This window comes from Streptomyces sp. NPDC001373 (genome assembly GCF_042895815.1).
Taxonomy (GTDB): Bacteria; Actinomycetota; Actinomycetes; order Streptomycetales; family Streptomycetaceae; genus Streptomyces.
On the sequence record NZ_JBIAWQ010000012.1, the window covers coordinates 1 to 21,878 of the forward strand.

A 21,878-nucleotide genomic window follows, 5' to 3' on the forward strand; every position below is an offset into this window, starting at 1 on the left:
CAGGGGGGACCCTGTGGGAGAGTAGGACGCCGCCGAACAATCATTGTGGGAAAGCCCCGCACCTTCTGGTGCGGGGCTTTTCTGCGTTTACGGGCCGGAGGCCGGAGCCAGGCGGCCCTTCACGACCTTTCGCGGTGTCATCGGTGTCCTGCATCTGCTCCGGGGTGAGGCCGGCCATGGTGTCCTCCTGGTGGGTACCGACCAGCCTGGAGAGGGAGGGCTACAGGCGGCCTGCTGCCTTGAGGGCCAGGTAGGTGTCCGCCAGGGCCGGGGCCAGGGTGTCCGGGGTGGCGTCGACGACGTGGACGCCGTGGCGGGAGAGCTGGTCCGCCGTACGGCGGCGCTGGGACCGGGTCTGGGTCGCGGCCGCCGCCTCGTAGACCGCGTCCACGGAGCCCCGGGAGGCGGCCATCGACGCGATGCGCGGGTCGGCGACCGAGGCCAGGACCACCGTGTGGCGCTGGGTGAGGCGCGGGAGGAGCGGGAGCAGGCCCTCTTCCACTGGGGCCGCGTCCAGGCTCGTCAGGAGGACCACCAGGGAGCGGCGGGGGGCGCTGCGCAGGACGGTGGAGACCAGGGTGCGGGAGTCCGTCTCGACCAGTTCCGGTTCGAGGCCGGCCATCGTGTTCACGAACGCCGGAAGGACGTCGGCGGCCGCGCGGCCCTGGACGAGGGCGCGGGTGCGGCGGTCATGGGCCAGGAGGTCCACGCGGTCGCCGGCGCGGGTCGCGAGGGCGGCGAGGAGCAGGGCCGCGTCCATGGCGGAGTCCAGGCGGGGAGCGTCGCCGACGCGGCCGGCGGAGGTGCGGCCGGTGTCCAGGCAGATGAGGATGTGGCGGTCCCGCTCCGGGCGCCAGGTGCGGACGGCCACCCCCTGTCGGCGGGCGGTGGCCCGCCAGTCGATCGAGCGGGTGTCGTCGCCGGGGACGTAGTCGCGCAGGCTGTCGAACTCGGTGCCCTCGCCGCGCGTCAGGACGCTGGTGCGGCCGTCCAGTTCACGCAGGCGCGCGAGGCGGGACGGGAGGTGCTTGCGGCTGGTGAAGGGCGGCAGGACGCGGACCGTCCAGGGGACGGTGTGGGAGCCCTGGCGGGTGAGGAGGCCCAGCGGCCCGTACGAGCGGATCGTGACGCGGTCCGCCCTGCGGTCGCCGCGCCGGGAGGGGCGCAGACGGGTGGTGAGGCGGCGGCGTTCCCCGGCGGGGACGGTGACCTCGTGGCGGGAGGCGGCGGTTTCGGTGCCGGCCTGCCAGCTGCTGGGGGGCCAGGCGTCGCGGACGCGGGCGCGGAGCCGTCGGGTGCCGGGGTTGGTGAGGGTGAGGTGCACGTCGGCGCTCTCGCCGAGGCGGACGGACGTGTCCCCCGAGCGGGCCAGCCGCAGGGTGCGGACGGGTGCGGCGAGGGCGTAGTCGACGGCGCAGGCCAGACCGAGGGTGCCGTTGACGGCGAGGAGGCCCGTCCAGCTCGGTTCGAGGAGGCCGACGGGCAGGCTGCCGAGGGCCGCCAGGAGGGCGGCGCGTCCGGTGAGGGCCATCAGCGGGGGACGGGGACGTGGGTGAGGATCGCCGAGATGACGGAGTCGGCGGTGACGCCCTCCATCTCGGCCTCCGGGCGGAGCTGGACGCGGTGGCGCAGGGTCGGCAGGGCCAGGGCCTTCACGTCGTCGGGGGTGACGTAGTCGCGGCCGGTGAGCCAGGCCCAGGCGCGGGAGGTGGCCAGCAGGGCGGTCGCACCGCGCGGGGAGACGCCGAGGGTGAGGGAGGGCGATTCGCGGGTGGCGCGGCAGATGTCGACGACGTAGCCGGTGATCTCGGGGGAGACCGTGACGTGGGTGATCGCCTCGCGGGCGGCTTCGAGTTCTCTGGCGCCGGCGACCGGGCGGATGCCGGCGGCGTGCAGGTCGCGCGGGTTGAAGCCGGCGGCGTGCCGGGTCAGGACGCCGATCTCGTCCTCGCGGGAAGGGAGGGGGACGTTGAGTTTGAGGAGGAAGCGGTCCAGCTGTGCTTCGGGGAGCGGGTACGTGCCCTCGTACTCGACGGGGTTCATGGTGGCGGCGACGAGGAAGGGCTCGGGGAGCCCGCGGGGGGTGCCGTCGACGGTGACCTGGCGCTCCTCCATGGCCTCCAGGAGGGAGGACTGGGTCTTGGGGGGCGTGCGGTTGATCTCGTCGGCGAGGAGGAGGTTGGTGAAGACCGGGCCGTCCTGGAAGGAGAACTCGGCGGTTCGGGCGTCGTAGACCAGAGAGCCCGTCACGTCACTGGGCATCAGGTCGGGGGTGAACTGGACGCGCTTGGTGTCGAGTTCGAGGGAGGCGGCGAGGGCGCGGACCAGGAGGGTCTTGGCGACGCCGGGGACGCCTTCGAGGAGGACGTGGCCGCGGCACAGGAGTGCGACGACGAGACCGGTGACGGCGGAGTCCTGGCCGACCACGGCCTTTCCGATCTCGGTGCGGAGCGCTTCCAGGGAGGAGCGGGCGCTGTCCGTGGTGGCCGTCATGAGGTGCGGACCTCTCTTTCGAGGGCGTCGAGGTGGTCGGCGAGCGCGACGAGTGCCGCGTCGTCGGCGGGAGTGGGGCCGAAGAGAAGGGTGGTGACGTCGCGTCCGGTGTCGGTCAGGCGGGCGGAGACGGCGGAGGTCAGGGTCTCCGGGTCGTGGGCCCGTGCCGGCGGTACGCCGACCAGCGCGGCGAGGCGTTCGCGTGAGGCGGCGCGCAGCACGGTGGCGGCGCGGTCGCGGGCGGCGGTCCTGCGGTAGAGGCGGGCGCGGCCCTCGGTGGTCTCGGATGCGCGGATGGCGACGGGCAGGTCCTCGGTGACGAGGGGGCCGAGGCGGCGGGCGCGCCAGAGGGCGGCGAGGGCGGCGGCCGCGAAGAGCTGGAGCAGCGCCCAGTACCAGCCGGACGGGACGAGGTCGAGGAGGGACTTCTCCTCGGTGGCGCCTTCGGCGGGCATGTCGGCGGGGGTGGGCAGGTACCAGACGACTTCGGGGCGGGATCCGAGGAGTTGGAGGGCGAGGGAGGCGTTGCCCTCCTCGGTGAGGCGCCGGTTGAGGAGGATGCGTTCGGAGCCGAGGAGGACGGTGTCGCCGCCCCGGGTGGTGCTGGGCAGGACGAGGAGGGTGGGGTGGCCGTCGCTGGAGTAGCAGCCGACGGTTCCCGGGAGGGTGGTGGTGTAGCGGAGGCCGTCGCCGGTGGCGGCGCGGCCGGCGGTGGTGGCGGTGGGCAGGGGGCAGCCGGGGTCGAGGTCGCGCTGGTGGGCGAAGCCCTTGGTGCGGGCGGCGGGGGCCAGTTCGGCGAGGGCGGTGCCGGTGGGGGCGACGAGGACGGTGCGGCCGCCGGAGAGGTCGATGGCGGAGCGGATGGCGCGGCGCTGGGGTGCGCCGAGGAGGTCGGGGTCGGCGACGAGGAGGGTGGTGCGGGGGCCCGCGGCCGCGGCGGCCTCGTCGGCGTTGGTGACGACGCGGGTGGTGACGCCGCGTTGCTTCAGGAGCTGGGCGAGGGCGCGGCTGCCGTCGCGGTCGGCGGAGCGGGGGTCGAGGCGGCCGTGGTGGTCGCCGGCCCGGAGGCCGGCGAGGGCGACGGCGGCGACGAGGAGCACCGTCAGGGCGAGCAGCAGCCCGCGGGCCCGGGCCCAGAGCTGGGCGGGGGTGAGCGCGGTGGAGGTGACGGCGGCCCGCCCGCCACGGCCTCCGGCGGGGGCCTGAGCCGGGTCGGCGGCGTGCGGGGGGCTGACCGGGGCCGGGTCCGGGCCGGGCTCGGGGGTGCCGGGGGCGGGCGCGGCTCCGGCGGGCGCCGGCGCGCCGGTGGGCGCGGGGGCGGTGGTGGCCGGGCCGGTGTGGGAACGGCCCGGCCGTGGGCCGGGGTCCTGGGTGGGTGCGGGGTGTGCCGGTCCGGGGGTGGCGGTGTCCTGGGTGGGTGCCGGGTGTGCCGGTCCGGGGGTGGCGGTGTCCGTGGTGGGGGCGCGGTCGGTGTCGCGCGGGGTGTGGGGCGGCGTGCCGGGGTCCTGGTCGGGGTCGTTGCCGGGGGGCGGGGCCGGGGGCTGGGGGTGGCCGGTCATGGGGTGGGTTCCGTCAGGATCGGCCTGGTGCGCTCCAGGGTGAGGTCGAGGGTGCGCAGGCGGGCGTAGGTGTCGGGGTCGGCGGTGCGGCCGCCGTAGGTGACGTCGTCGAAGGCACGGGCGGCCGCGCGGAGGCCGTCGGCGTGGTCGGGGAGGGAGCGTGAGGCCTCGGCGGCGGCCTCGTCGGCGGTGCGGCCGGGGCGGGGGTCGAGGAGGGTGCGTTCCTCCAGGGAGCGGACGACGGCGCGCATGCGCTCGCGGACGGCGTCGTTCCAGCGGCCGGCGGCGGCGTGGGTGTCGGCGGCCGCGCGGTGGTCGGCGGCGCTGCGCGGGCCGTCGTCGAAGAGGGTGCCGTCGCCGCGGGCGGTCCGGCCGGGCTTGCCCAGGCGCCACCACAGGGCGGCGGCGGCCAGGACGACGACCAGGGCGATGGCGAGCAGGCCGAGGCCGCCGCCGGGGGTGGCCCCCGCGGCGCGGTCGAAGAACTCGCCCAGCCACTCCCAGAAGCGGTCCAGGGCGCGCTGGAAGAGCCCCGGCTCGTCCTGGTGGTAGATGGGCTTGGCCAGCTCGCGTTCGGCCGCCTCGCGGGCGGCCTCGCGTCCGGTGGTGAGCGGTGGCGCGTCGCCGTCGGCGATGGTGATGAGTCCCCCCGTGCTCATGCGGCGCGTCAGCCTCCGGTGGGGGCCGGTGTGCGGGTGCTGCCGTAGCCCTCGACGCCGGCGGCGCGGGCGAGCTCCAGGTCGAGCGCCTCGCGGCGGATGCGCTGGTCGATGTAGAGGAGGGTGGTGACGCCCGTCTGCATCGGGATGGTGACCGTGGCGCCGACGACGGCGCCGATCCCGGTGACGATCAGGACGGCCCAGTCGCGGGTGGCGGAGCCGTCCAGGAAGCTGCTGAGGCCGCCGGGGGCCAGGACCATGGCGATGGCGGCGAAGGGCATGACGATCACCGTGGAGGTGATGGTGCGGATGACCCAGGTCAGCAGGCTGATGCCGCAGATGCGCCACCAGGCGCCCTTGACCAGCTTGGCGGAGCGCCTGAGGGCGGCGACGGGCGTGCCGCGTTCCAGCATCAGCGCGGGCGGGGCCAGCGCGAAGGTCACGTAGAACCAGGCCAGGAGCACGAGCCCGACGGGTACGCCGAGGGCGGCCAGAGCGGCGCTGCCGAGCAGGATGCCGGGCAGGGCCGGGAGCAGGCCCGCGGCGAGGGAGCCCAGGAGCAGCAGGCCGGTGAGGCCGAGCATGCGCGGGGCCAGCGGGCGTACGGCCTTCAGGGTGCTGCCGAGGGTGGAGGTCTGGCCGAGGACGGCGCGGCTGACGGTCGGGGCGAGGAGGGCGGTGACCAGGATCAGCCCGAGGATCTCAAGGTAGTACTGGAAGCCGTAGAGGAGCCCGGCGTCGCCCAGGGCGCGGACGGCCTCGCCCGGGGTGGTGGGCTCGGTGGAGGGCGTCGGGAGGCTGTCCATGGTGAGGCGCTGGGCGACGAGCAGCGCGATCTGGGACAGGGCGGCGACGACCAGGCTGACGGAGAGCACGGAGCGCCAGTGGCCGCGCAGGATGCCGACGGCGCCGTCCAGTGTCTCGCCGAGGCCGAGCGGGCGCAGCGGGATCACGCCGGGCTTGGCGGCGGGCGGCGGGCCGCCCCAGCCGCCGCCGGGGTTCCCGTAGGCGTACGGGGCGGCGGGGGGCTGCTGTCCGGGCGGGGTGGGGTACGTGCCCCAGCCGGCGTTCTGCTGCGGCTGCTGCGGGGTCTGGCCGGCGTCGGGGCTGCTCCACTGGCCGGGCGGCGGCTGGGCCGCGGACCACTTGGACGCGCCGGAGTCCTCGGCGGGCGGTGGCGGAGCGGCGTCGGGGCCCTGGCCGTCGGACGGGGATCCGGGCGCGGCCCAGCCCGGAGAGTCGTTCATCGTCGCTCCTTCACGTGCACCTGCCGTGGCGGGCGCGCTGGTCGGCTGTCATCGTGCCATGGGGGAGCCCCGTCGTGACCGGCCGTCCCCCTCCGGATCCCGGTCCGCTCTTCCCTTCAATTGTCGCGCGGATCCGGGGCAGACTGTTCGTCCTGATCGCCACGCAGGTCCGAGGGGCGATTTCCAGCCCTTTTGGCTGTGGGACAGCTCACCGCCAGGTAACGATTAGCTAATGGGATGATGTCAACCATGAAGGGACGCGTCCTCGTCGTCGACGACGACACCGCGCTGGCCGAGATGCTCGGCATTGTGCTGCGTGGAGAAGGTTTTGAGCCGTCGTTCGTAGCGGACGGCGACAAGGCACTGGCTGCCTTCAGGGAGGCCAAGCCGGACCTGGTGCTGCTGGACCTCATGCTGCCCGGGAGGGACGGCATAGAGGTGTGCAGACTGATCAGGGCGGAATCGGGCGTGCCCATTGTCATGCTCACCGCCAAGAGCGACACGGTGGACGTCGTGGTGGGCCTGGAGTCCGGCGCCGACGACTACATCGTCAAGCCGTTCAAGCCGAAGGAGCTGGTCGCCCGCATCCGGGCGCGCCTGCGCCGTTCGGAGGAGCCGGCGCCCGAGCAGCTCGTCATCGGTGACCTCGTCATCGACGTGGCCGGGCACTCGGTCAAGCGCGACGGCGCATCCATCGCCCTGACCCCGCTCGAGTTCGACCTGCTGGTCGCCCTCGCGCGCAAGCCCTGGCAGGTCTTCACCCGTGAGGTGCTGCTGGAGCAGGTCTGGGGCTACCGGCACGCGGCGGACACCCGACTGGTGAACGTCCACGTGCAGCGACTGCGCTCCAAGGTCGAGAAGGACCCCGAGCGCCCCGAGATCGTCGTGACGGTGCGTGGTGTCGGCTACAAGGCCGGACCCAGCTGACGTGCAGCCCGGCAAGGCCCGGAGCGGTTCCCGCCGTGGAGCCCTGCGGGGCGGCCGGCTGCTCCAGGACGGAACACCCGGCGGCCCCCTGCTGCGGCTCTGCGTACGCCTCGTACGCCGGCCGCTGCTTCCGGCTGTCCGCATATGGCGGCGCAACATCCAGCTCCGGGTGGTCGCCGCGACCCTCCTGATGTCGCTCGCCGTCGTCCTCGCGCTCGGCTTCGTCGTCATCGCCCAGGTCAGCAAGGGCCTCCTCGACGCCAAGGAGGAGGCCGCGCAGAGCCAGGCCGCGGGAGGGTTCGCGGTCGCACAGGAGAAGGCCAACACCCCCTCCGCCTCGGACGGGGCCGACGCCACCGACAACAAGGTCGGGCGCGACGCCAGCACCTGGATGAACTCGCTCGTCAAGCAGCTCGCCAGCGGCGGCCAGACCGCCTTCGAGGTGGCCGCGCTCGGCGCCGGCACCGGTGAGCAGGCCCCCACCAGCCAGGGCGTCAAGGGCGCCCGCGCCTCCGGCAACGTCGACCCGACCGCCAGCGTCCCCCTGGACCTGCGCAAGGCCGTCAACCACAACACCGGCACCTTCAAGACCTTCTCGCAGGTCCGGTACACCGCCGGGACCGGCAAGCACCCCGAGCCCGCGCTGGTCGTCGGCAAGCGGCTCACCGACATCAACGGCGACCCCTACGACCTGTACTACCTCTTCCCACTCACCCAGGAGGAGGAGTCCCTCAACCTGGTCAAGGTCACGATCGCCACCGCCGGCGTGTTCGTGGTCGTGCTGCTCGGCGCCATCGCCTGGCTCGTCGTACGCCAGGTCGTGACCCCCGTCCGGATGGCCGCCGGGATCGCCGAGCGGCTGTCCGCCGGCCGGCTCCAGGAGCGGATGAAGGTCACCGGCGAGGACGACATCGCCCGCCTGGGCGAGGCCTTCAACAAGATGGCCCAGAACCTCCAGAACAAGATCCGGCAGCTGGAGGAGCTGTCCCGGCTGCAGCGCCGCTTCGTCTCGGACGTCTCGCACGAGCTGCGCACCCCGCTGACGACCGTCCGCATGGCCGCCGACGTCATCCACGACGCCCGCGTCGACTTCGACCCGATCACGGCACGCTCCGCGGAGCTCCTCGCCGGACAGCTCGACCGCTTCGAGTCCCTCCTGGCGGACCTGCTGGAGATCAGCCGCTTCGACGCCGGCGCCGCCGACCTCCAGGCCGAGCCCATCGACCTGCGGGACGTCGTGCGCCGCGTCATCGACGGCGCCGAACCGCTCGCCGAGCACAAGGGCACGCGCATCCGGGTCCTCGGCGACACCCAGCCCGTCATCGCCGAGGCCGACCCCCGGCGCGTCGAGCGGGTGCTGCGCAACCTCGTCGTCAACGCCGTCGAGCACGGCGAGGGCCGCGACGTCGTGGTCCGCCTGGCCTCGGCCGGCGGGGCCGTCGCCGTCGCCGTCCGCGACTACGGCGTCGGACTCAAGCCCGGCGAGGCCACCCGGGTCTTCAACCGCTTCTGGCGGGCCGACCCCGCACGGGCTCGCACCACCGGCGGCACCGGCCTGGGCCTGTCCATCGCCGTCGAGGACGCCCGGCTGCACGGCGGCTGGCTCCAGGCCTGGGGCGAGCCCGGCGGCGGCTCCCAGTTCCGCCTCACCCTGCCCCGCACCGCCGACGAGCCGCTGCGCGGATCGCCGATCCCGCTGGAGCCCGAGGACTCCCGGGGCAACCGGGCCCGGGCCGCCGCCGAGGCCGCCGGACGCACCGCCGCCGCGGGCCCCGGCAGCCACCCCGACGGCCGCGCCGAGCGCGCCGACCGCGATCCGATACCGCCCCGGCCGGCGGTCACCACCGCCCTGCCGGTGCCCGCCGACCCGACCGCGCTGCCCGGCAACGGCGCCCGCGTCGTCGCCCGGCCCGCCGACCAGGGCCCAGCACAGGAGGATGGAAACGGTGCAGGACGCTGACCGCCGCGGGCGGGCTCGGCCGGGCCCGCTGAGGAGCGCCCGCCCGCTCCTGGCCCTGGGGGCCGTCGGGCTGCTCGTGGCGGGCTGCGCCTCCATGCCCGACCGCGGCGAGATCCGGCGCGTGGAGGCCTCCCAGGGGGTCGACTCCCAGGTGCGGGTCTTCGGCGTGCCCCCGGCCGACAAGGCCAGCCCGGCCGAGATCGTCGACGGCTTCCTGGAGGCCATGACCGGCGACGACCCCCAGCTGGCCACCGCCCGCAAGTACCTCACCGAGGACGCCGCCAAGAACTGGAAGCCCTCCTCGGCCGTCACCGTGCTCTCCTCCGGCCTCGACCGCGTCCCCGTCCAGGGCGAGAAGGACCCCGACGGGCCCCGCTGGAAGGTCACCGGCAAGAAGCTCGCCACCGTCGACGAGCGCAGCGCCTACCAGCCCGAGACCGGCGGCGGCCGCTACGAGGAGTACCTCCAGCTGGTCCAGGTCAACAAGCAGTGGCGGATCGCCACCCCGCCCAGCAGCCTCGTCCTCGGCGAGTCCGACTTCCAGCGCATCTACAAGCCCGTCAACAAGTACTACTTCGCGGGCAACACGCTCGTCGCCGACCCCGTGTACGTGCGCCAGCGCAGCGACCCCGAGTCGCGGATGGACCCCACCACCCTCACTGTGCAATCGCTGCTCGCCGGCCCCTCCAAGTGGCTCGGCCCCGTCGCCTCCACCGCCTTCCCGACCGGCACCGAACTGCGCGCGGGCACCAAGTCCCTCGCGTACGACGGCCAGAACACCCTGCGCGTCCCGCTCAACGCGGCCGCGGAGAACGTCGCGCAGCCGCAGTGCCAGAAGATGGCCACCCAACTCCTGTACACCGTCCGGGACCTGACGGCCTCCCGGCTGGACCGGGTCGAGCTGCTGCGCTCCGACGGCAAGTCCTCGCTGTGCTGGGTGACCGGCTCGGCCGCGGCGGTCATCGCCAACCGGCCGTCGTCGCCGCAGCACCAGTACTACGTGGACAAGGACGGCCGGCTCGTGAGGATGGTCCTCAACGCGGGCGCCGACGAGCAGCAGCAGGAGAAGCCGGAGCCGGCCCCCGGCCCGCTGGCCACCGCCACCGGGTTCAAGGTGGGCTCGGCCGCCGTGACCTACGACGAGAAGCGGGCCGCGGTCGTCTCCGAGGACGGCCACGGGCTGTACGTCGTCACGATGACCACCGCCGGGCCGATGCCGCAGCCGCTGCTGACCAGCAGGAGCGGCAAGCTCACCGCCCCCAGCTGGGACGCCCGCGGCGACCTGTGGATCTCCGACCTCGACCCGCAGGGCCAGGGCCTGTGGCGGGTGCCCGGCGGGACCGGGACCCCGCAGAAGGTGGACGTCACCGGACTCGACGGGGCGAGGATCAGCGGGCTGAAGGCCTCCGCGGACGGCGTGCGCATCGCGCTGCTCGTCGAGCGCGACGGCGGCCGCAAGAACCTCTACATCGGGCGGATCGAGCGGCCCGAGGGCAAGGGGGACCCCTCCAGGGTGTCGGTGCGCGAGCTGCGCCCGGCCGCTCCGCAGATGGCCGAGGTGACCGCGATGAGCTGGGCGCCGCGGGGCAGGCTGCTGGTGGTGGGCCGCGAGAGCGGCGGCGTCGACCAGGCCCGCTACATGCTGGCCGACGGGTCGATGGTCGCGGCGAGCCTGCCCGGGGCGACCGGACTGAGCGCCATCGCCGCCTCCGAGGACGAGGCGAAGCCGGTGGTGGCCTCCTCCACCGAGGACGGCATCGTGTGGCTCCCGCCGGGCGCGCAGTGGCGTACGGCGGCGGCGGGCGGCCGCGCGCCGGTGTATCCGGGCTGACCCCCGGGGGCCCCGCGGTCAGCGTTGTCCACAGGGGTCGCGCCCTGCCCGGACGCCGGGCAGGGTGGACGTATGCGGGGGTGGTGGCAGGAGCTGGCCGGGCTGGTCCTGCCCTCGGACTGCGCGGGCTGCGGGGCGCCGCGCCCGCTGCTGTGCGAGGCCTGCCGCGGGGTCCTGGCCGGGGCGGGCGCGGGGCCGGTGCGTCCGCAGCCGTGGGACGGGGGCCCGGAGGGGCTGCCGCCGGTGTACGCGGCGGCCCGGTACGAGGGGGCGGTACGGGCGGTCGTGCTGGCCCACAAGGAGCGTGGGGCCCTTCCGCTGGCCGGCCCGCTCGGCGCCGCCCTCGCGGCGGCCGTGTCCGCGGCGGCCGTGTCCGCTCCCCGGGCGGCGGCGGCGGGGGCGGGCGGAGCGGCGGGGGAGCTGGTGCTGGTCCCGGTGCCGTCCGCGCGGCGGGCGGTGCGGGCGCGCGGGCACGACGCGACGCGCAGGACCGCCCTGGCCGCGTCGCGGCGGCTGCGCGGGGCCGGCGCACCCGCGCGCGTGGCGCCCGTGCTGCGGCTGCGGCGGCAGGTCGCGGACCAGGCGGGGCTCGGGGCCCGGCAGCGGCAGCGGAACCTGGCCGGGGCCCTGGAGGTGCGCCCCGGCGGGATGCGGCTGGTGGAAGGGGCGCGGATCGTGGTGGTGGACGACGTGGTGACGACCGGGGCCACCCTCGCGGAGGCGGCCCGGGCGCTGCGCGCGGCGGGGCTGTGGGCGGACGCGGCGGCCGTGGTGGCGGCGCCGTCCGGATCGTTCACCCGGGCCCGATGCTAGAGCTCCGGTGGACTACTCGTACAGAGCAAAATTCTCGTGAATAGATTTGGAACCGCTGGGGAATGCGCATCGTTGCAGGTAGTAAGAGGGACCAGCCACCTCGACGGAGGCAGGTTCCGGTAGCGGGTGCCGACAACCGGCATGGAGAGATATGTTCGGTTGTGAGGAACTGGCGATCCTTGGGCCCCCCGGTATCGGAGCGCCAGTCCGCCCGTTTTGGAATCTTCGTGTCAGAGGGGTGTCCCTCTACTCCGAAGTCGGTGGGATGCAGATCTTGCCGATGGGGGAGGAGGAGGTGAAAGTCGCCAAGTCCGAGGCTCCGGTGTTCACCGGAGCCTGGTGCGAAAGGGAGACGCTTCGCCGCTCGCGGTGAGGGTCTCCGGGAACGGAGTTCTGCGTGGACATCGTCGTCAAGGGCCGCAAGACCGAGGTGCCCGAGCGGTTCCGCAAGCACGTGGCCGAGAAGCTGAATCCGGAGCGGATCCAGAAGCTCGACGCCAAGGTGATCAGCTTGGACGTCGAGGTGTCCAAGGAGCACAACCCGCGCCAGGCCGACCGTTCCGACCGCGTGGAGATCACCCTGCATTCGCGGGGCCCGGTGATCCGCGCCGAGGCCGCTGCCGCCGACCCGTACGCGGCCCTCGACCTGGCTCAGGACAAGCTGGAGGCCCGGCTGCGCAAGCAGCACGACAAGCGTTTCACCCGCCGCGGCAACGGACGGCTGTCGGCGGCCGAGGTCGCCGACAGCGTGCCGGGCGTCGCGACGCTCAACGGGAGTGGCCAGCCGGTCGGTGAAGAGATCGAGGGTGCAATTCCGACCACCCGGATCGGATCGCTCGAAGTGCAGGGCGAGGGCCCGCTGATCGTCCGCGAGAAGACCCATCCTGCCCGGCCCATGTCGCTCGACCAGGCCCTTTACGAAATGGAACTGGTCGGCCACGACTTCTACCTGTTCGTCGACTCCGAGACCAAGATGCCGAGCGTCGTCTACCGGCGCCACGCCTACGACTACGGCGTCATCCACGTGGACCCCGACGGGGCGTCCAGCTCCGAGGAGCCGGCCGTCGGCGGTGCCGGCGGAGCGCTCGGAGGCTGATCACCGATCCGTTGCCCCTGCGGAAGCCACGGTGTTTCCGCAGGGGCACCTGTATGACTCGTATGAGCCAAAGGGATTCCGCCAGACCCGCGGGTGACCGTGCGGGCATGGAATCATGGCGGGCAGTCAACCGGCGGCCGCCCCCGCCGGGTTGGCCCAGCAGCCCGGTACATGCAGGGGGAGGAACGATGGCGGACAGCTTCGGGCCGGTGCGCGGTGACGACGGAGCCGGCTGTCGCGCGGCGGACGCGGTGGAGGCGGGCGACCGGGACGGGGCCGGGGAGCTCGCCGGGGAGCCCATCCGGGTCCTCGTGGTCGACGACCACGCCCTGTTCCGGCGCGGGCTGGAGATCGTCCTCGCGCAGGAGGAGGACATCCAGGTCGTCGGTGAGGCCGGGGACGGGGCGGAGGCCGTGGACAAGGCCGCCGACCTGCTTCCGGACATCGTGCTGATGGACGTCCGGATGCCGCGGCGCGGCGGGATCGAGGCCTGCACCTCGATCAAGGAGGTCGCCCCCTCCGCGAAGATCATCATGTTGACGATCAGCGACGAGGAGGCCGACCTCTACGACGCGATCAAGGCGGGTGCGACGGGTTACCTGCTCAAGGAGATCTCCACGGACGAGGTCGCCACCGCGATCCGCGCCGTGGCGGACGGGCAGTCGCAGATCAGCCCTTCGATGGCGTCGAAGCTGCTGACCGAGTTCAAGTCGATGATCCAGCGGACCGACGAGCGCAGGCTGGTGCCGGCGCCCCGGCTGACCGACCGGGAGCTGGAGGTGCTCAAGCTGGTGGCGACCGGGATGAACAACCGGGACATCGCCAAGCAGCTGTTCATCTCCGAGAACACGGTGAAGAACCACGTCCGCAACATCCTGGAGAAGCTCCAGCTGCACTCCCGGATGGAAGCCGTCGTCTACGCGATGCGCGAGAAGATCCTGGAGATCCGCTAGGGGGTGTCCCGGCCCCGGTGGGGCCGCTCAGTCCAGCAGGTCCAGCTCGGCGGTCACCGCGGCCGCCTCGGCGGCGTCCCGCGCCCGCTCCACGCGGACCGCGTCGCAGCCCACCCACTCCGCCGCCTCCCGCAGCGCCAGGGCCATCGCGCCGGCCGCCTTCGGGGTGGTCAGGGAGAGCTGCCGGGCCACCAGCGTGCGCCCCTCGCGGCCCGGGTCCACGCGGCCCTGGAGCCGGCCGCCGGCCAGCAGCGGCATCGCGAAGTACCCGTGTATCCGCCTCGGCTTGGGGACGTAGGCCTCCAGGCGGTGGGTGAAGCCGAAGATCCGCTCGGTGCGGGGGCGGTCCCAGACGAGCGAGTCGAACGGCGACAGCAGGGTGGTGCGGTGGCGGCCGCGCGGTTCGGACGCCAGCGCCCCGGGATGGGCCCAGGCGGGCTTGCCCCAGCCCTCCACCTCCACCGGGACCAGCCCGGAGTCCGCGACCACCGCGTCGAACTCCTCGCCCTTGAGGCGGTGGTAGTCGGCGATGTCGGCGCGGGTGCCCACGCCGAGGGACCGCCCGGCCAGCGCGACCAGGCGGCGCAGGCACTCGCGGTCGTCCAGGTCGTCGTGGAACAGGGCGTCGGGCACGGCCCGCTCGGCGAGGTCGTAGACGCGCTTCCAGCCGCGCCGCTCGGTACAGACCACCTCGCCGGTGTCGAGCAGCCACTCCACCGCGATCTTGGTTTCCGACCACTCGAACCACTCTCCGCCGTTCTTGGCGCCGCCGAGCCCGGAGGAGGTCAGCGGGCCTTCGGCGCGCAGCCGGTCCAGGACGGTCCGCGTCGAGCGCTCCTTGTCCTGGAGGACGTGCCAGCGGTGGCCGCGGGCCCGCCGGGCGCGGCGCCGGAAGGAGAAGTGCGGCCACTCCTCGATGGGCAGGATGCAGGCCGCGTGCGACCAGTACTCGAAGGCGTGGGCGTCGGACCAGTACGCCTTCTCCACGGTGTCCCGGCCGACCGCGCCGAGCCGGGCGTACGGGATCAGCTCGTGCGACCGGGCCAGGACCGAGATGGTGTCCAGCTGCACGGCGCCCAGGTTCCGCAGCACCCCGCGCACGCCGGCCCTCCGGTCGGGCGCCCCGAGGAAGCCCTGCGCGCGCAGCGCGATCCGGCGGGCCTCGTCGGCGGACAGGGACACGGCGGCGGTGGCGGTGGTCATGCGCCGCAGCCTACGGCCGGACACTGACAACGGGGCCCGTCCCCGGCCGGGGTGCCGGGTCCTGGGCGGCGGTCCCGGCGTCCCGGGCGGGCGCCGGCAGGTACGGGAGCCGGGACGGCAGCCCCAGGTCGGCGGGGAGCAGGGAGCCGAGCCAGCAGTCGCGCAGGGTGCCGCGGTGCTCCATGCCGGCGCGCAGGACGCCCTCGACCGTGAAGCCGGCCTTCTCCGCCACCGCGCGGGAGGCGGTGTTGCCGACGCCGGCGCGCCAGACGAGGCGGTCGCAGCCGAGTTCGGTGAAGGCCCAGCGGGCCAGGGCCAGCACGGCCTCGGTGGTGTAGCCCCGGCCGCGGTGGGCGGCGGTGGCCCAGAAGCCGATCTCGTACGCGAAGTCACCGCGCGGGTGCAGACCCAGCGTCGCGACCAGGGGGCCCTCGGGGCCGAGCCGGGCGGCGAAGTTGTACTCGGTGCCGTCCTCCCAGCGGGCGGGCGCGTTCCGCGTGACGTACTCGACCGCGTCCTCCTCCCCGTACGGCACGGGGACCGGGATCCAGCGCTGGATCTCCGGGTCCTGGCAGGCCGCGTGGGTCTCGGGGACGTCGGCGGGCACGTGCGGGCGCAGGACGAGGCGCTCCGTGGTCAGGGTGGTCGGTTCCATGACCGGATTATCCGGTCGGCGCGGGACGCCGACGAGCGGTTTTCGACGCAGATGAGGGGAGACCGGCACCTTCCGGGTCCCCCGTGCGTTCTCAATACGGGTGCCCGCTGCCCTGCGGCGATGGCGGACCTCCCGACGCGACCACGTCCTCGCTTACGATGGCCGTTGCGGTGGGGCCCACCTGCCGTGCCCGGCTACGTAAAGTGCCCAGGCCCGACCGGCAAGGAGACCAGCCTCAGTGTCCGTCCTCACCAAGCTCATGCGTGCAGGCGAAGGCAAGATCCTGCGCAAACTGCACCGCATCGCGGACCAGGTCAACTCCATCGAAGAGGACTTCGTCAACCTCTCCGACGCCGAGTTGCGGGCCCTCACGGACGAGTACAAGCAGCGCTACCAGGACGGCGAGAGCCTCGACGACCTGCTGCCCGAGGCCTTCGCGACCGTCCGCGAGGCCGCCAAGCGCGTCCTGGGCCAGCGGCACTACGACGTCCAGATCATGGGCGGCGCCGCGCTGCACCTCGGGTACGTCGCCGAGATGAAGACCGGTGAGGGCAAGACCCTCGTCGGCACGCTGCCCGCGTACCTGAACGCCCTGTCGGGCCTGGGCGTCCACCTGATCACGGTCAACGACTACCTCGCCGAGCGCGACTCCGAGCTGATGGGCCGGGTGCACAAGTTCCTCGGCCTGGAGGTCGGCTGCATCCTGGCGAACATGTCGCCCGCCCAGCGCCGCGAGCAGTACAACTGCGACATCACGTACGGCACGAACAACGAGTTCGGCTTCGACTACCTGCGCGACAACATGGCCTGGTCGAAGGACGAGCTGGTCCAGCGCGGCCACAACTTCGCCGTGGTCGACGAGGTCGACTCCATCCTCGTCGACGAGGCCCGCACCCCGCTGATCATCTCCGGCCCGGCCGACCAGGCCACCAAGTGGTACGCGGACTTCGCCAAGCTGGTCACCCGCCTGACCAAGGGCGAGGCCGGCAACCCGCTCAAGGGCATCGAGGAGACCGGCGACTACGAGGTCGACGAGAAGAAGCGGACCGTCGGCATCCACGAGGCCGGCGTCGCCAAGGTCGAGGACTGGCTGGGCATCGACAACCTCTACGAGTCGGTGAACACCCCGCTCGTCGGCTACCTGAACAACGCCATCAAGGCGAAGGAACTGTTCAAGAAGGACAAGGACTACGTCGTCATCGACGGCGAGGTCATGATCGTCGACGAGCACACCGGCCGTATCCTCGCCGGCCGCCGCTACAACGAGGGCATGCACCAGGCGATCGAGGCGAAGGAAGGGGTGGACATCAAGGACGAGAACCAGACCCTCGCCACGATCACCCTCCAGAACTTCTTCCGCCTCTACTCGAAGCTGTCCGGTATGACCGGTACGGCCATGACCGAGGCCGCCGAGTTCCACCAGATCTACAAGCTCGGCGTCGTCCCGATCCCGACGAACCGCGCGATGCAGCGCAAGGACCAGCCCGACCTCATCTACCGCACCGAGGTCGCCAAGTTCGCCGCCGTCGTCGACGACATCGCGGAGAAGCACGAGAAGGGCCAGCCGATCCTCGTCGGTACGACGTCGGTCGAGAAGTCCGAGTACCTCTCCCAGCAGCTCTCCAAGCGCGGCATCCCGCACGAGGTGCTCAACGCCAAGCAGCACGAGCGCGAGGCCACGATCGTCGCCCAGGCCGGCCGCCGCGGCGCCGTCACCGTCGCCACGAACATGGCCGGCCGCGGTACCGACATCAAGCTCGGCGGCAACCCCGACGACCTCGCCGAGGCGGAGCTGCGCCAGCGCGGCCTCGACCCGGAGGAGCACATCGAGGAGTGGGCGCACGCCCTGCCCGACGCGCTCGCCAGGGCCGAGGCGGCCGTGAAGGCGGAGTTCGAGGAGGTCAAGGAGCTCGGCGGCCTCTACGTGCTGGGCACCGAGCGGCACGAGTCGCGCCGTATCGACAACCAGCTGCGCGGCCGTTCCGGCCGTCAGGGCGACCCGGGCGAGTCCCGCTTCTACCTGTCGCTGGGTGACGACCTGATGCGCCTGTTCAAGGCGCAGATGGTCGAGCGCGTCATGGCCATGGCCAACGTGCCGGACGACGTCCCGATCGAGAACAAGATGGTGACGCGCGCGATCGCGTCGGCCCAGTCGCAGGTCGAGACCCAGAACTTCGAGACCCGCAAGAACGTCCTGAAGTACGACGAGGTCCTCAACAGCCAGCGCGAGGTCATCTACGGCGAGCGCCGTCGCGTCCTGGAGGGCGAGGACCTGCACGAGCAGGTGCGCTTCTTCATGGACGACACCATCGATGCCTACATCGCCGCCGAGACGGTCGAGGGCTTCGCCGAGGAGTGGGACCTCGACCGGCTGTGGGGCGCCTTCAAGCAGCTCTACCCGATCAAGGTGACGGTGGAGGAGCTGGAGGAGGCCGCCGGCGACCGCGCGGGCATCACCGCCGAGTTCATCGCCGAGTCCGTCAAGGACGACATCTACGAGCAGTACAGCGCGCGCGAGGCCGCCCTGGGCGCGGACGTCATGCGCGAGCTGGAGCGCCGCGTGGTCCTGTCGGTCCTCGACCGCAAGTGGCGCGAGCACCTCTACGAGATGGACTACCTCCAGGAGGGCATCGGCCTGCGCGCGATGGCCCAGAAGGACCCGCTGGTCGAGTACCAGCGCGAGGGCTTCGACATGTTCAACGCCATGATGGAGGGCATCAAGGAGGAGTCCGTCGGCTACCTGTTCAACCTGGAGGTCCAGGTCGAGCAGCAGGTCGAGGAGCTCCCGGTGCCGGCCGAGGCGGCCGCCCCGTCGCTGACGAAGGAGCCGGTGCCGTCGGCGCGCCCGGAGATCCGCGCCAAGGGCCTGGACGCCCCGCAGCGCCCGGACCGCCTGCACTTCTCCGCCCCGACGGTGGACGGCGAGGGCGGCGTGGTCGAGGGCGACTTCGACGACGCCAACGGCGGCGGCGACGGCCTGACCCGCGCGGAGCGCCGCAAGGCCCAGAAGGCCTCGGGCGGCCGCCGCCGCAAGAAGTAGCCTGCGCGCAGGAGACCCGTCGGTCGGGCCCGGACACCTTGGGGTGTCCGGGCCCGGTTGTTGTTGTTGTTGGGGGGTGGGGGTGTGGGGGTGTGGCGCGGGCCGGCGGGCCGTGGCCGGGCGGCGGTGAGAAGCCGATCGGTACCGGGATGGGCGGGACCTGAGCTGGGCGGGGCAAAGACTGCCGGGAAACCCCCAAAAGAACGGCACGGTCCAGAGTCGGACATGCGGCGGTGCCAGGGATCAGACGAGGTCGTCGGGGCCCGCCCCGCCGGGCATCCGGGCCGACATCAGCCGCGCCCGGGGCCTCCGCCCGCATCAGATCGCTACGCGCTCCTCTCGTCTCGGCGTCCGCAGTCCGTCTGTGGCCACTACGTGCGCCAAAGGACGATCAGCTTGTCTTCCGGGGCCGGTGGGCGCATCAGATCGCTACGCGCTGCCCAGGTCTCGGCGTCTGCGGTCCGTCCGGGGCTGTTCATAGGCGGGCTGGACGTTGTCGACGGCAGTGGTGAACTCGCGGCCGGATGCGCCCCGGATGTAGGCCAGCTCCATCCAGCGTTCGTATGCGGCGGAGTCCGAGACGTTCTCGTTGATCACGGCCATCAGCACACCCTCGGTGCCGGAGGCGATGTCGCGGACGCGGTGGCGGAGAAGCCGGTGGGGGACGTATGCATACTGCTCACTCATCGGGTACCTCCTCGAAGATGTCGAGGAAGCGCTCCCACCCGGCAAGGGCCCGGTCGAGGAGTTCGATGCTGGGCCCGTGTATGGCCTTGGCGCGCACCTCGGGTCCCGATCGCATCCTCAAAGGGGCCGGATGGGCGGTGAGGTGACCCCCGACCACCCCGCCTCATCCCTGACACGGCCGCATGTCCATCAATGGACCGTGCCGTTCTTTTGGGGGTTTCCCGGCAGTCTTCGGCTTTTCGTGGCGGGGCGGTCTGTCAAGGGTGGCCGAAGGCCATCGCGAAGCGACGCGACGAAGGAGCGCCCTTGACTGACCGTCCCGCCACGGAAGGACGATGAGACTGACGGGAAAGCCCCAAGCCCTCCCGGTCCCGTCCCGCCGTCCGGTCGTGCCCCGGCGGGCTGCCTGGTGGATACCGAGTGTGATGGGTGTGGGGTGGGGCTGGGGGTGGGTTTTGTGGGCCGGGAGGGTGAGGTGGGGGGACCCTTTCGGGCCGCGCCGGGAGGGGCTTCGGGGGGGCTTCCCGGGCCTTCCTGGGGGGTTTCGGGTGCCCTGGGGGCAGGTTCGGGCACTCGGATAGGTGAACCTCGGCCGGGGGTTCCGTGGCGGCTGCCGTCGGTTGCGGAGCGTGTTCGGGGGTCGTAGAAAACCCGCATCACGTTACCGCCTGGTGCCGCCGGGCACGGTTGATCGGGGGAATCGGCATGGACACCACCACGCGCGGCACCATCGGCGGCGAGGGCAGTCGCAGCAGGCGGGGCGGGTCGGGGCGGAGCCGGCCCGCCGGGCGGCAGGACCAGCGGCGGCCGGGTCCCGGGTCCCGGCCGGGGGCGGGGAGCCCGTCCGGTGTTGGGGGTCCCCGGCCGAGGGCGGGGAGTGTGTCCGGTGTCGGGGGGTCCCCGGCGGGGGCGGGGAGTGTGTCCGGTGTCGGGGGGTCCCCGGCGGGGGCGGGGAGTGTGTCCGGTGTCGGGGTGTCCCGGCCCGGGGCGGGGAGTGTGTCCGGTGTCGGGGGTTTCCGGGCGGGGGCCGGGTCCCGGGCGGGCGTGGGGGCGCGGCCCGTCGGTGGGGTGCGGGCCGGGCGGATGGCGGGGCCCCATGACTGGTTCGCGCAGCGGATCCTGGCCGTCGTCAGCGGGCAGCGGCCCGTGCACTCGCTGCTCGGGCTGACCGTCGGGGAGGCGTACGACCAGCTGGTCGAGCTCGCGCCCAGCGGGCCGTTGCGGGACCGGCTGCGGCCCGTGCTGCGGCACTGCGGGCGGTTCCACCCGGGGCCGGGGGTCATCGAGGCGTTCGCGCGGATCGCGACCGGTGACCGGGTCTCGGCGATGGCCTTCCGGCTCGAACAGGGGCCTGATCTGCGCTGGCGGTGCGCCGCCGTGGAGATCCAGGGGCGTCGCCCCTAGGGGAGTTCACGCGTCGCGGTCGTATCCTGAGGGGGTTTCCGACTACCGAAAGCAGCCGGCCATGCGCGTGTACGTCCCCCTGACCCTCCCCGGGCTCGCCGAGGCGCACAAGGCGGGCGAGCTGGGGCCCGCCCCGCTCCGCGCCTACGCCGTCACCCCCGGGCTGCGGGAGTGGTACGTGTCCGACGACATCGAGGAGCTGGAGTACGCGGCGCTGAGCCGGGCCGCCGCCGCCTCGCTGCGGATGCTGGCCGAGGACGCCGCCGCCCCGCGCAAGCGGGTCGTCGTCGCCGTCGACGTCGACGAGAAGGCCGCCGTCGCGTCCCCGGGGGTCGACGAGGCCACCCTCGGGCAGGTGACGCTCGCCGCCGCCGTGCGGCTCGCCGTGGCCGCCGCTGTGCACGTCGACGCCGGGGACGCCGAGCAGGACGTGACGGCCGCCGCCGGGGCCCTGGCGGCCGCGGACGGCGGTGACGACGATGCGCGGTTCCTCGTCGACGGGGCCGAGGACCACGAGCTGCTCTGGTTCGGCGTGCAGGAGATCCCGGGGCTGCTGGGATGAGTACGGAGATCCGGGTGAGCGTCGCTACGGCCCACATCGTGTGGGACTGGAACGGGACCCTGTTGCACGACATCGACGCCGTCATGATCGCCACCAACGCCTCCTTCGCGGAGCTCGGTTTTCCGCCGATCACCCTGGAGCGGTATCGCGACCTGTACGTCGTCCCCGTGCCGAAGTTCTACGAGCGGCTGATGGGCCGGCTGCCCACCGAGGACGAGTGGGTCGTCATGGACGAGGCGTTCCACCGCCACTACTGGACGGCCGCCGCCGACTCCGGCCTCGCCGAGGGGGCGCGGGAGCTGCTGCGGGGCTGGCAGGAGGACGGGTTCACCCAGTCCCTGCTGTCGCTCGCGCCCCACGAGAAGCTCCTGCCGCTCGTCCGCGAGCACGGCATCCACGCGCACTTCCTGCGGGTCGACGGCCGTACCGGGCCTTCGCACACCTCCAAGGCGGGGCACCTCGTACGCCATATGGCGGCCATGGAGGCGGCCGGCGTGACGGCTTCCCGTACGGTCCTCGTCGGTGACGCCGTGGACGACGCGCTGGCTGCCGCCCACGTGGGCGCCCGTGCCGTCCTGTACACCGGCGGCTCGCACAGCCGGGCCAGCCTGGAGTCCGCGGGCGTCCCGGTCGTCGACAGCCTCGCCGAGGCCGTCGCCACCGCCCGTGAGCTGGCCGGATAGGCACCCCCGCACGCGGCGGCGGCCGAGTCGCTGGCCAGACTGTCCAGGTTTTACCCCAGGTTTTGTACAGATGCAGTGAATGACGACCGGGGGGTGGGGCGAGATA

General features: G+C 73.2%; 19 protein-coding genes. 10 read left to right on the forward strand and 9 right to left on the reverse strand.

Annotated elements, in window-relative coordinates:
• Positions 1-220: 220 nt before the first annotated feature.
• Genes ACFY15_RS25110 through ACFY15_RS25130 form a run of 5 tightly spaced genes read right to left on the reverse strand, consistent with a single transcriptional unit; the run spans position 221 to position 5,958 of the window.
• On the reverse strand, positions 221-1,531 hold the full coding sequence (locus ACFY15_RS25110; protein ID WP_390687562.1) for a DUF58 domain-containing protein: 1,311 nt from the start codon (positions 1,529-1,531) through the stop codon (positions 221-223).
• Positions 1,531-2,493, reverse strand: coding sequence for an AAA family ATPase (locus ACFY15_RS25115; protein ID WP_390687561.1), 963 nt, complete (start codon positions 2,491-2,493; stop codon positions 1,531-1,533). The genes ACFY15_RS25110 and ACFY15_RS25115 overlap by 1 nt, the downstream gene beginning before the upstream one ends.
• A complete protein-coding gene (locus ACFY15_RS25120) occupies positions 2,490-4,052 on the reverse strand; it encodes a DUF4350 domain-containing protein (protein ID WP_390826085.1) in 1,563 nt (520 codons plus the stop codon). Before ACFY15_RS25120 ends, ACFY15_RS25115 begins: the two co-directional genes overlap by 4 nt.
• Entirely contained in the window at positions 4,049-4,711 is a 663-nt protein-coding gene (locus tag ACFY15_RS25125) for a DUF4129 domain-containing protein (RefSeq protein ID WP_390826086.1), read from the reverse strand. Before ACFY15_RS25125 ends, ACFY15_RS25120 begins: the two co-directional genes overlap by 4 nt.
• 8 nt (positions 4,712-4,719) lie before the next feature.
• Complete coding sequence (locus ACFY15_RS25130) at positions 4,720-5,958, reverse strand: hypothetical protein (protein WP_390826087.1); 1,239 nt, start codon at positions 5,956-5,958, stop codon at positions 4,720-4,722.
• Between the two features lie 237 nt (positions 5,959-6,195).
• Between ACFY15_RS25130 and mtrA the strand changes: the two genes are divergently transcribed.
• The 6 genes from mtrA to ACFY15_RS25160 all read left to right on the forward strand — a co-directional run bounded on the left by mtrA (position 6,196) and on the right by ACFY15_RS25160 (position 13,538).
• Positions 6,196-6,885: a two-component system response regulator MtrA gene (gene mtrA, locus ACFY15_RS25135; protein WP_007264442.1), complete on the forward strand. Its 690-nt coding sequence runs from the start codon at positions 6,196-6,198 to the stop codon at positions 6,883-6,885.
• Between the two features lies 1 nt (position 6,886).
• The gene (gene mtrB / locus ACFY15_RS25140) at positions 6,887-8,845 is read left to right on the forward strand and encodes an MtrAB system histidine kinase MtrB (protein ID WP_390687557.1); all 1,959 of its coding nucleotides are present in this window, start codon (positions 6,887-6,889) and stop codon (positions 8,843-8,845) included.
• Positions 8,832-10,676 carry an LpqB family beta-propeller domain-containing protein gene (locus tag ACFY15_RS25145; protein ID WP_390687556.1) on the forward strand — a complete coding sequence of 615 codons (1,845 nt, stop codon included), beginning with the start codon at positions 8,832-8,834 and terminating at the stop codon, positions 10,674-10,676. The genes mtrB and ACFY15_RS25145 overlap by 14 nt, the downstream gene beginning before the upstream one ends.
• 72 nt (positions 10,677-10,748) lie before the next feature.
• Positions 10,749-11,489, forward strand: coding sequence for a ComF family protein (locus ACFY15_RS25150; protein ID WP_390687555.1), 741 nt, complete (start codon positions 10,749-10,751; stop codon positions 11,487-11,489).
• Between the two features lie 397 nt (positions 11,490-11,886).
• Entirely contained in the window at positions 11,887-12,585 is a 699-nt protein-coding gene (gene hpf, locus ACFY15_RS25155; RefSeq protein ID WP_390687554.1) for a ribosome hibernation-promoting factor, HPF/YfiA family, read from the forward strand.
• Positions 12,586-12,773: 188 nt separating this feature from the next.
• Positions 12,774-13,538, forward strand: a complete 765-nt coding sequence (locus ACFY15_RS25160) for a response regulator (protein WP_390826088.1) — start codon at positions 12,774-12,776, stop codon at positions 13,536-13,538.
• 27 nt (positions 13,539-13,565) lie between these two features.
• On the opposite strand, the gene ACFY15_RS25165 is transcribed toward ACFY15_RS25160, so the two are convergent.
• Positions 13,566-14,741, reverse strand: coding sequence for a winged helix-turn-helix domain-containing protein (locus ACFY15_RS25165; protein WP_390687552.1), 1,176 nt, complete (start codon positions 14,739-14,741; stop codon positions 13,566-13,568).
• Positions 14,742-14,751: 10 nt separating this feature from the next.
• Entirely contained in the window at positions 14,752-15,396 is a 645-nt protein-coding gene (locus ACFY15_RS25170) for a GNAT family N-acetyltransferase (RefSeq protein ID WP_390687551.1), read from the reverse strand.
• A 238-nt stretch (positions 15,397-15,634) separates the two neighbouring features.
• Between ACFY15_RS25170 and secA the strand changes: the two genes are divergently transcribed.
• Positions 15,635-18,436 carry a preprotein translocase subunit SecA gene (gene secA, locus ACFY15_RS25175; RefSeq protein WP_390687550.1) on the forward strand — a complete coding sequence of 934 codons (2,802 nt, stop codon included), beginning with the start codon at positions 15,635-15,637 and terminating at the stop codon, positions 18,434-18,436.
• A 429-nt stretch (positions 18,437-18,865) separates the two neighbouring features.
• Here secA and ACFY15_RS25180 read toward each other — a convergent pair whose 3' ends face one another.
• Positions 18,866-19,123, reverse strand: a complete 258-nt coding sequence (locus ACFY15_RS25180) for a hypothetical protein (RefSeq protein ID WP_390687549.1) — start codon at positions 19,121-19,123, stop codon at positions 18,866-18,868.
• Complete coding sequence (locus ACFY15_RS25185) at positions 19,116-19,238, reverse strand: hypothetical protein (protein ID WP_390687548.1); 123 nt, start codon at positions 19,236-19,238, stop codon at positions 19,116-19,118. Before ACFY15_RS25185 ends, ACFY15_RS25180 begins: the two co-directional genes overlap by 8 nt.
• 929 nt (positions 19,239-20,167) lie before the next feature.
• Between ACFY15_RS25185 and ACFY15_RS25190 the strand changes: the two genes are divergently transcribed.
• The 3 genes from ACFY15_RS25190 to ACFY15_RS25200 all read left to right on the forward strand — a co-directional run bounded on the left by ACFY15_RS25190 (position 20,168) and on the right by ACFY15_RS25200 (position 21,772).
• Entirely contained in the window at positions 20,168-20,527 is a 360-nt protein-coding gene (locus ACFY15_RS25190; protein WP_390687573.1) for an Rv3235 family protein, read from the forward strand.
• A gap of 61 nt (positions 20,528-20,588) precedes the next feature.
• Complete coding sequence (locus ACFY15_RS25195) at positions 20,589-21,089, forward strand: DUF6912 family protein (protein WP_390687547.1); 501 nt, start codon at positions 20,589-20,591, stop codon at positions 21,087-21,089.
• Complete coding sequence (locus ACFY15_RS25200; protein WP_390826089.1) at positions 21,086-21,772, forward strand: HAD family hydrolase; 687 nt, start codon at positions 21,086-21,088, stop codon at positions 21,770-21,772. Before ACFY15_RS25195 ends, ACFY15_RS25200 begins: the two co-directional genes overlap by 4 nt.
• Positions 21,773-21,878: the final 106 nt, after the last annotated feature.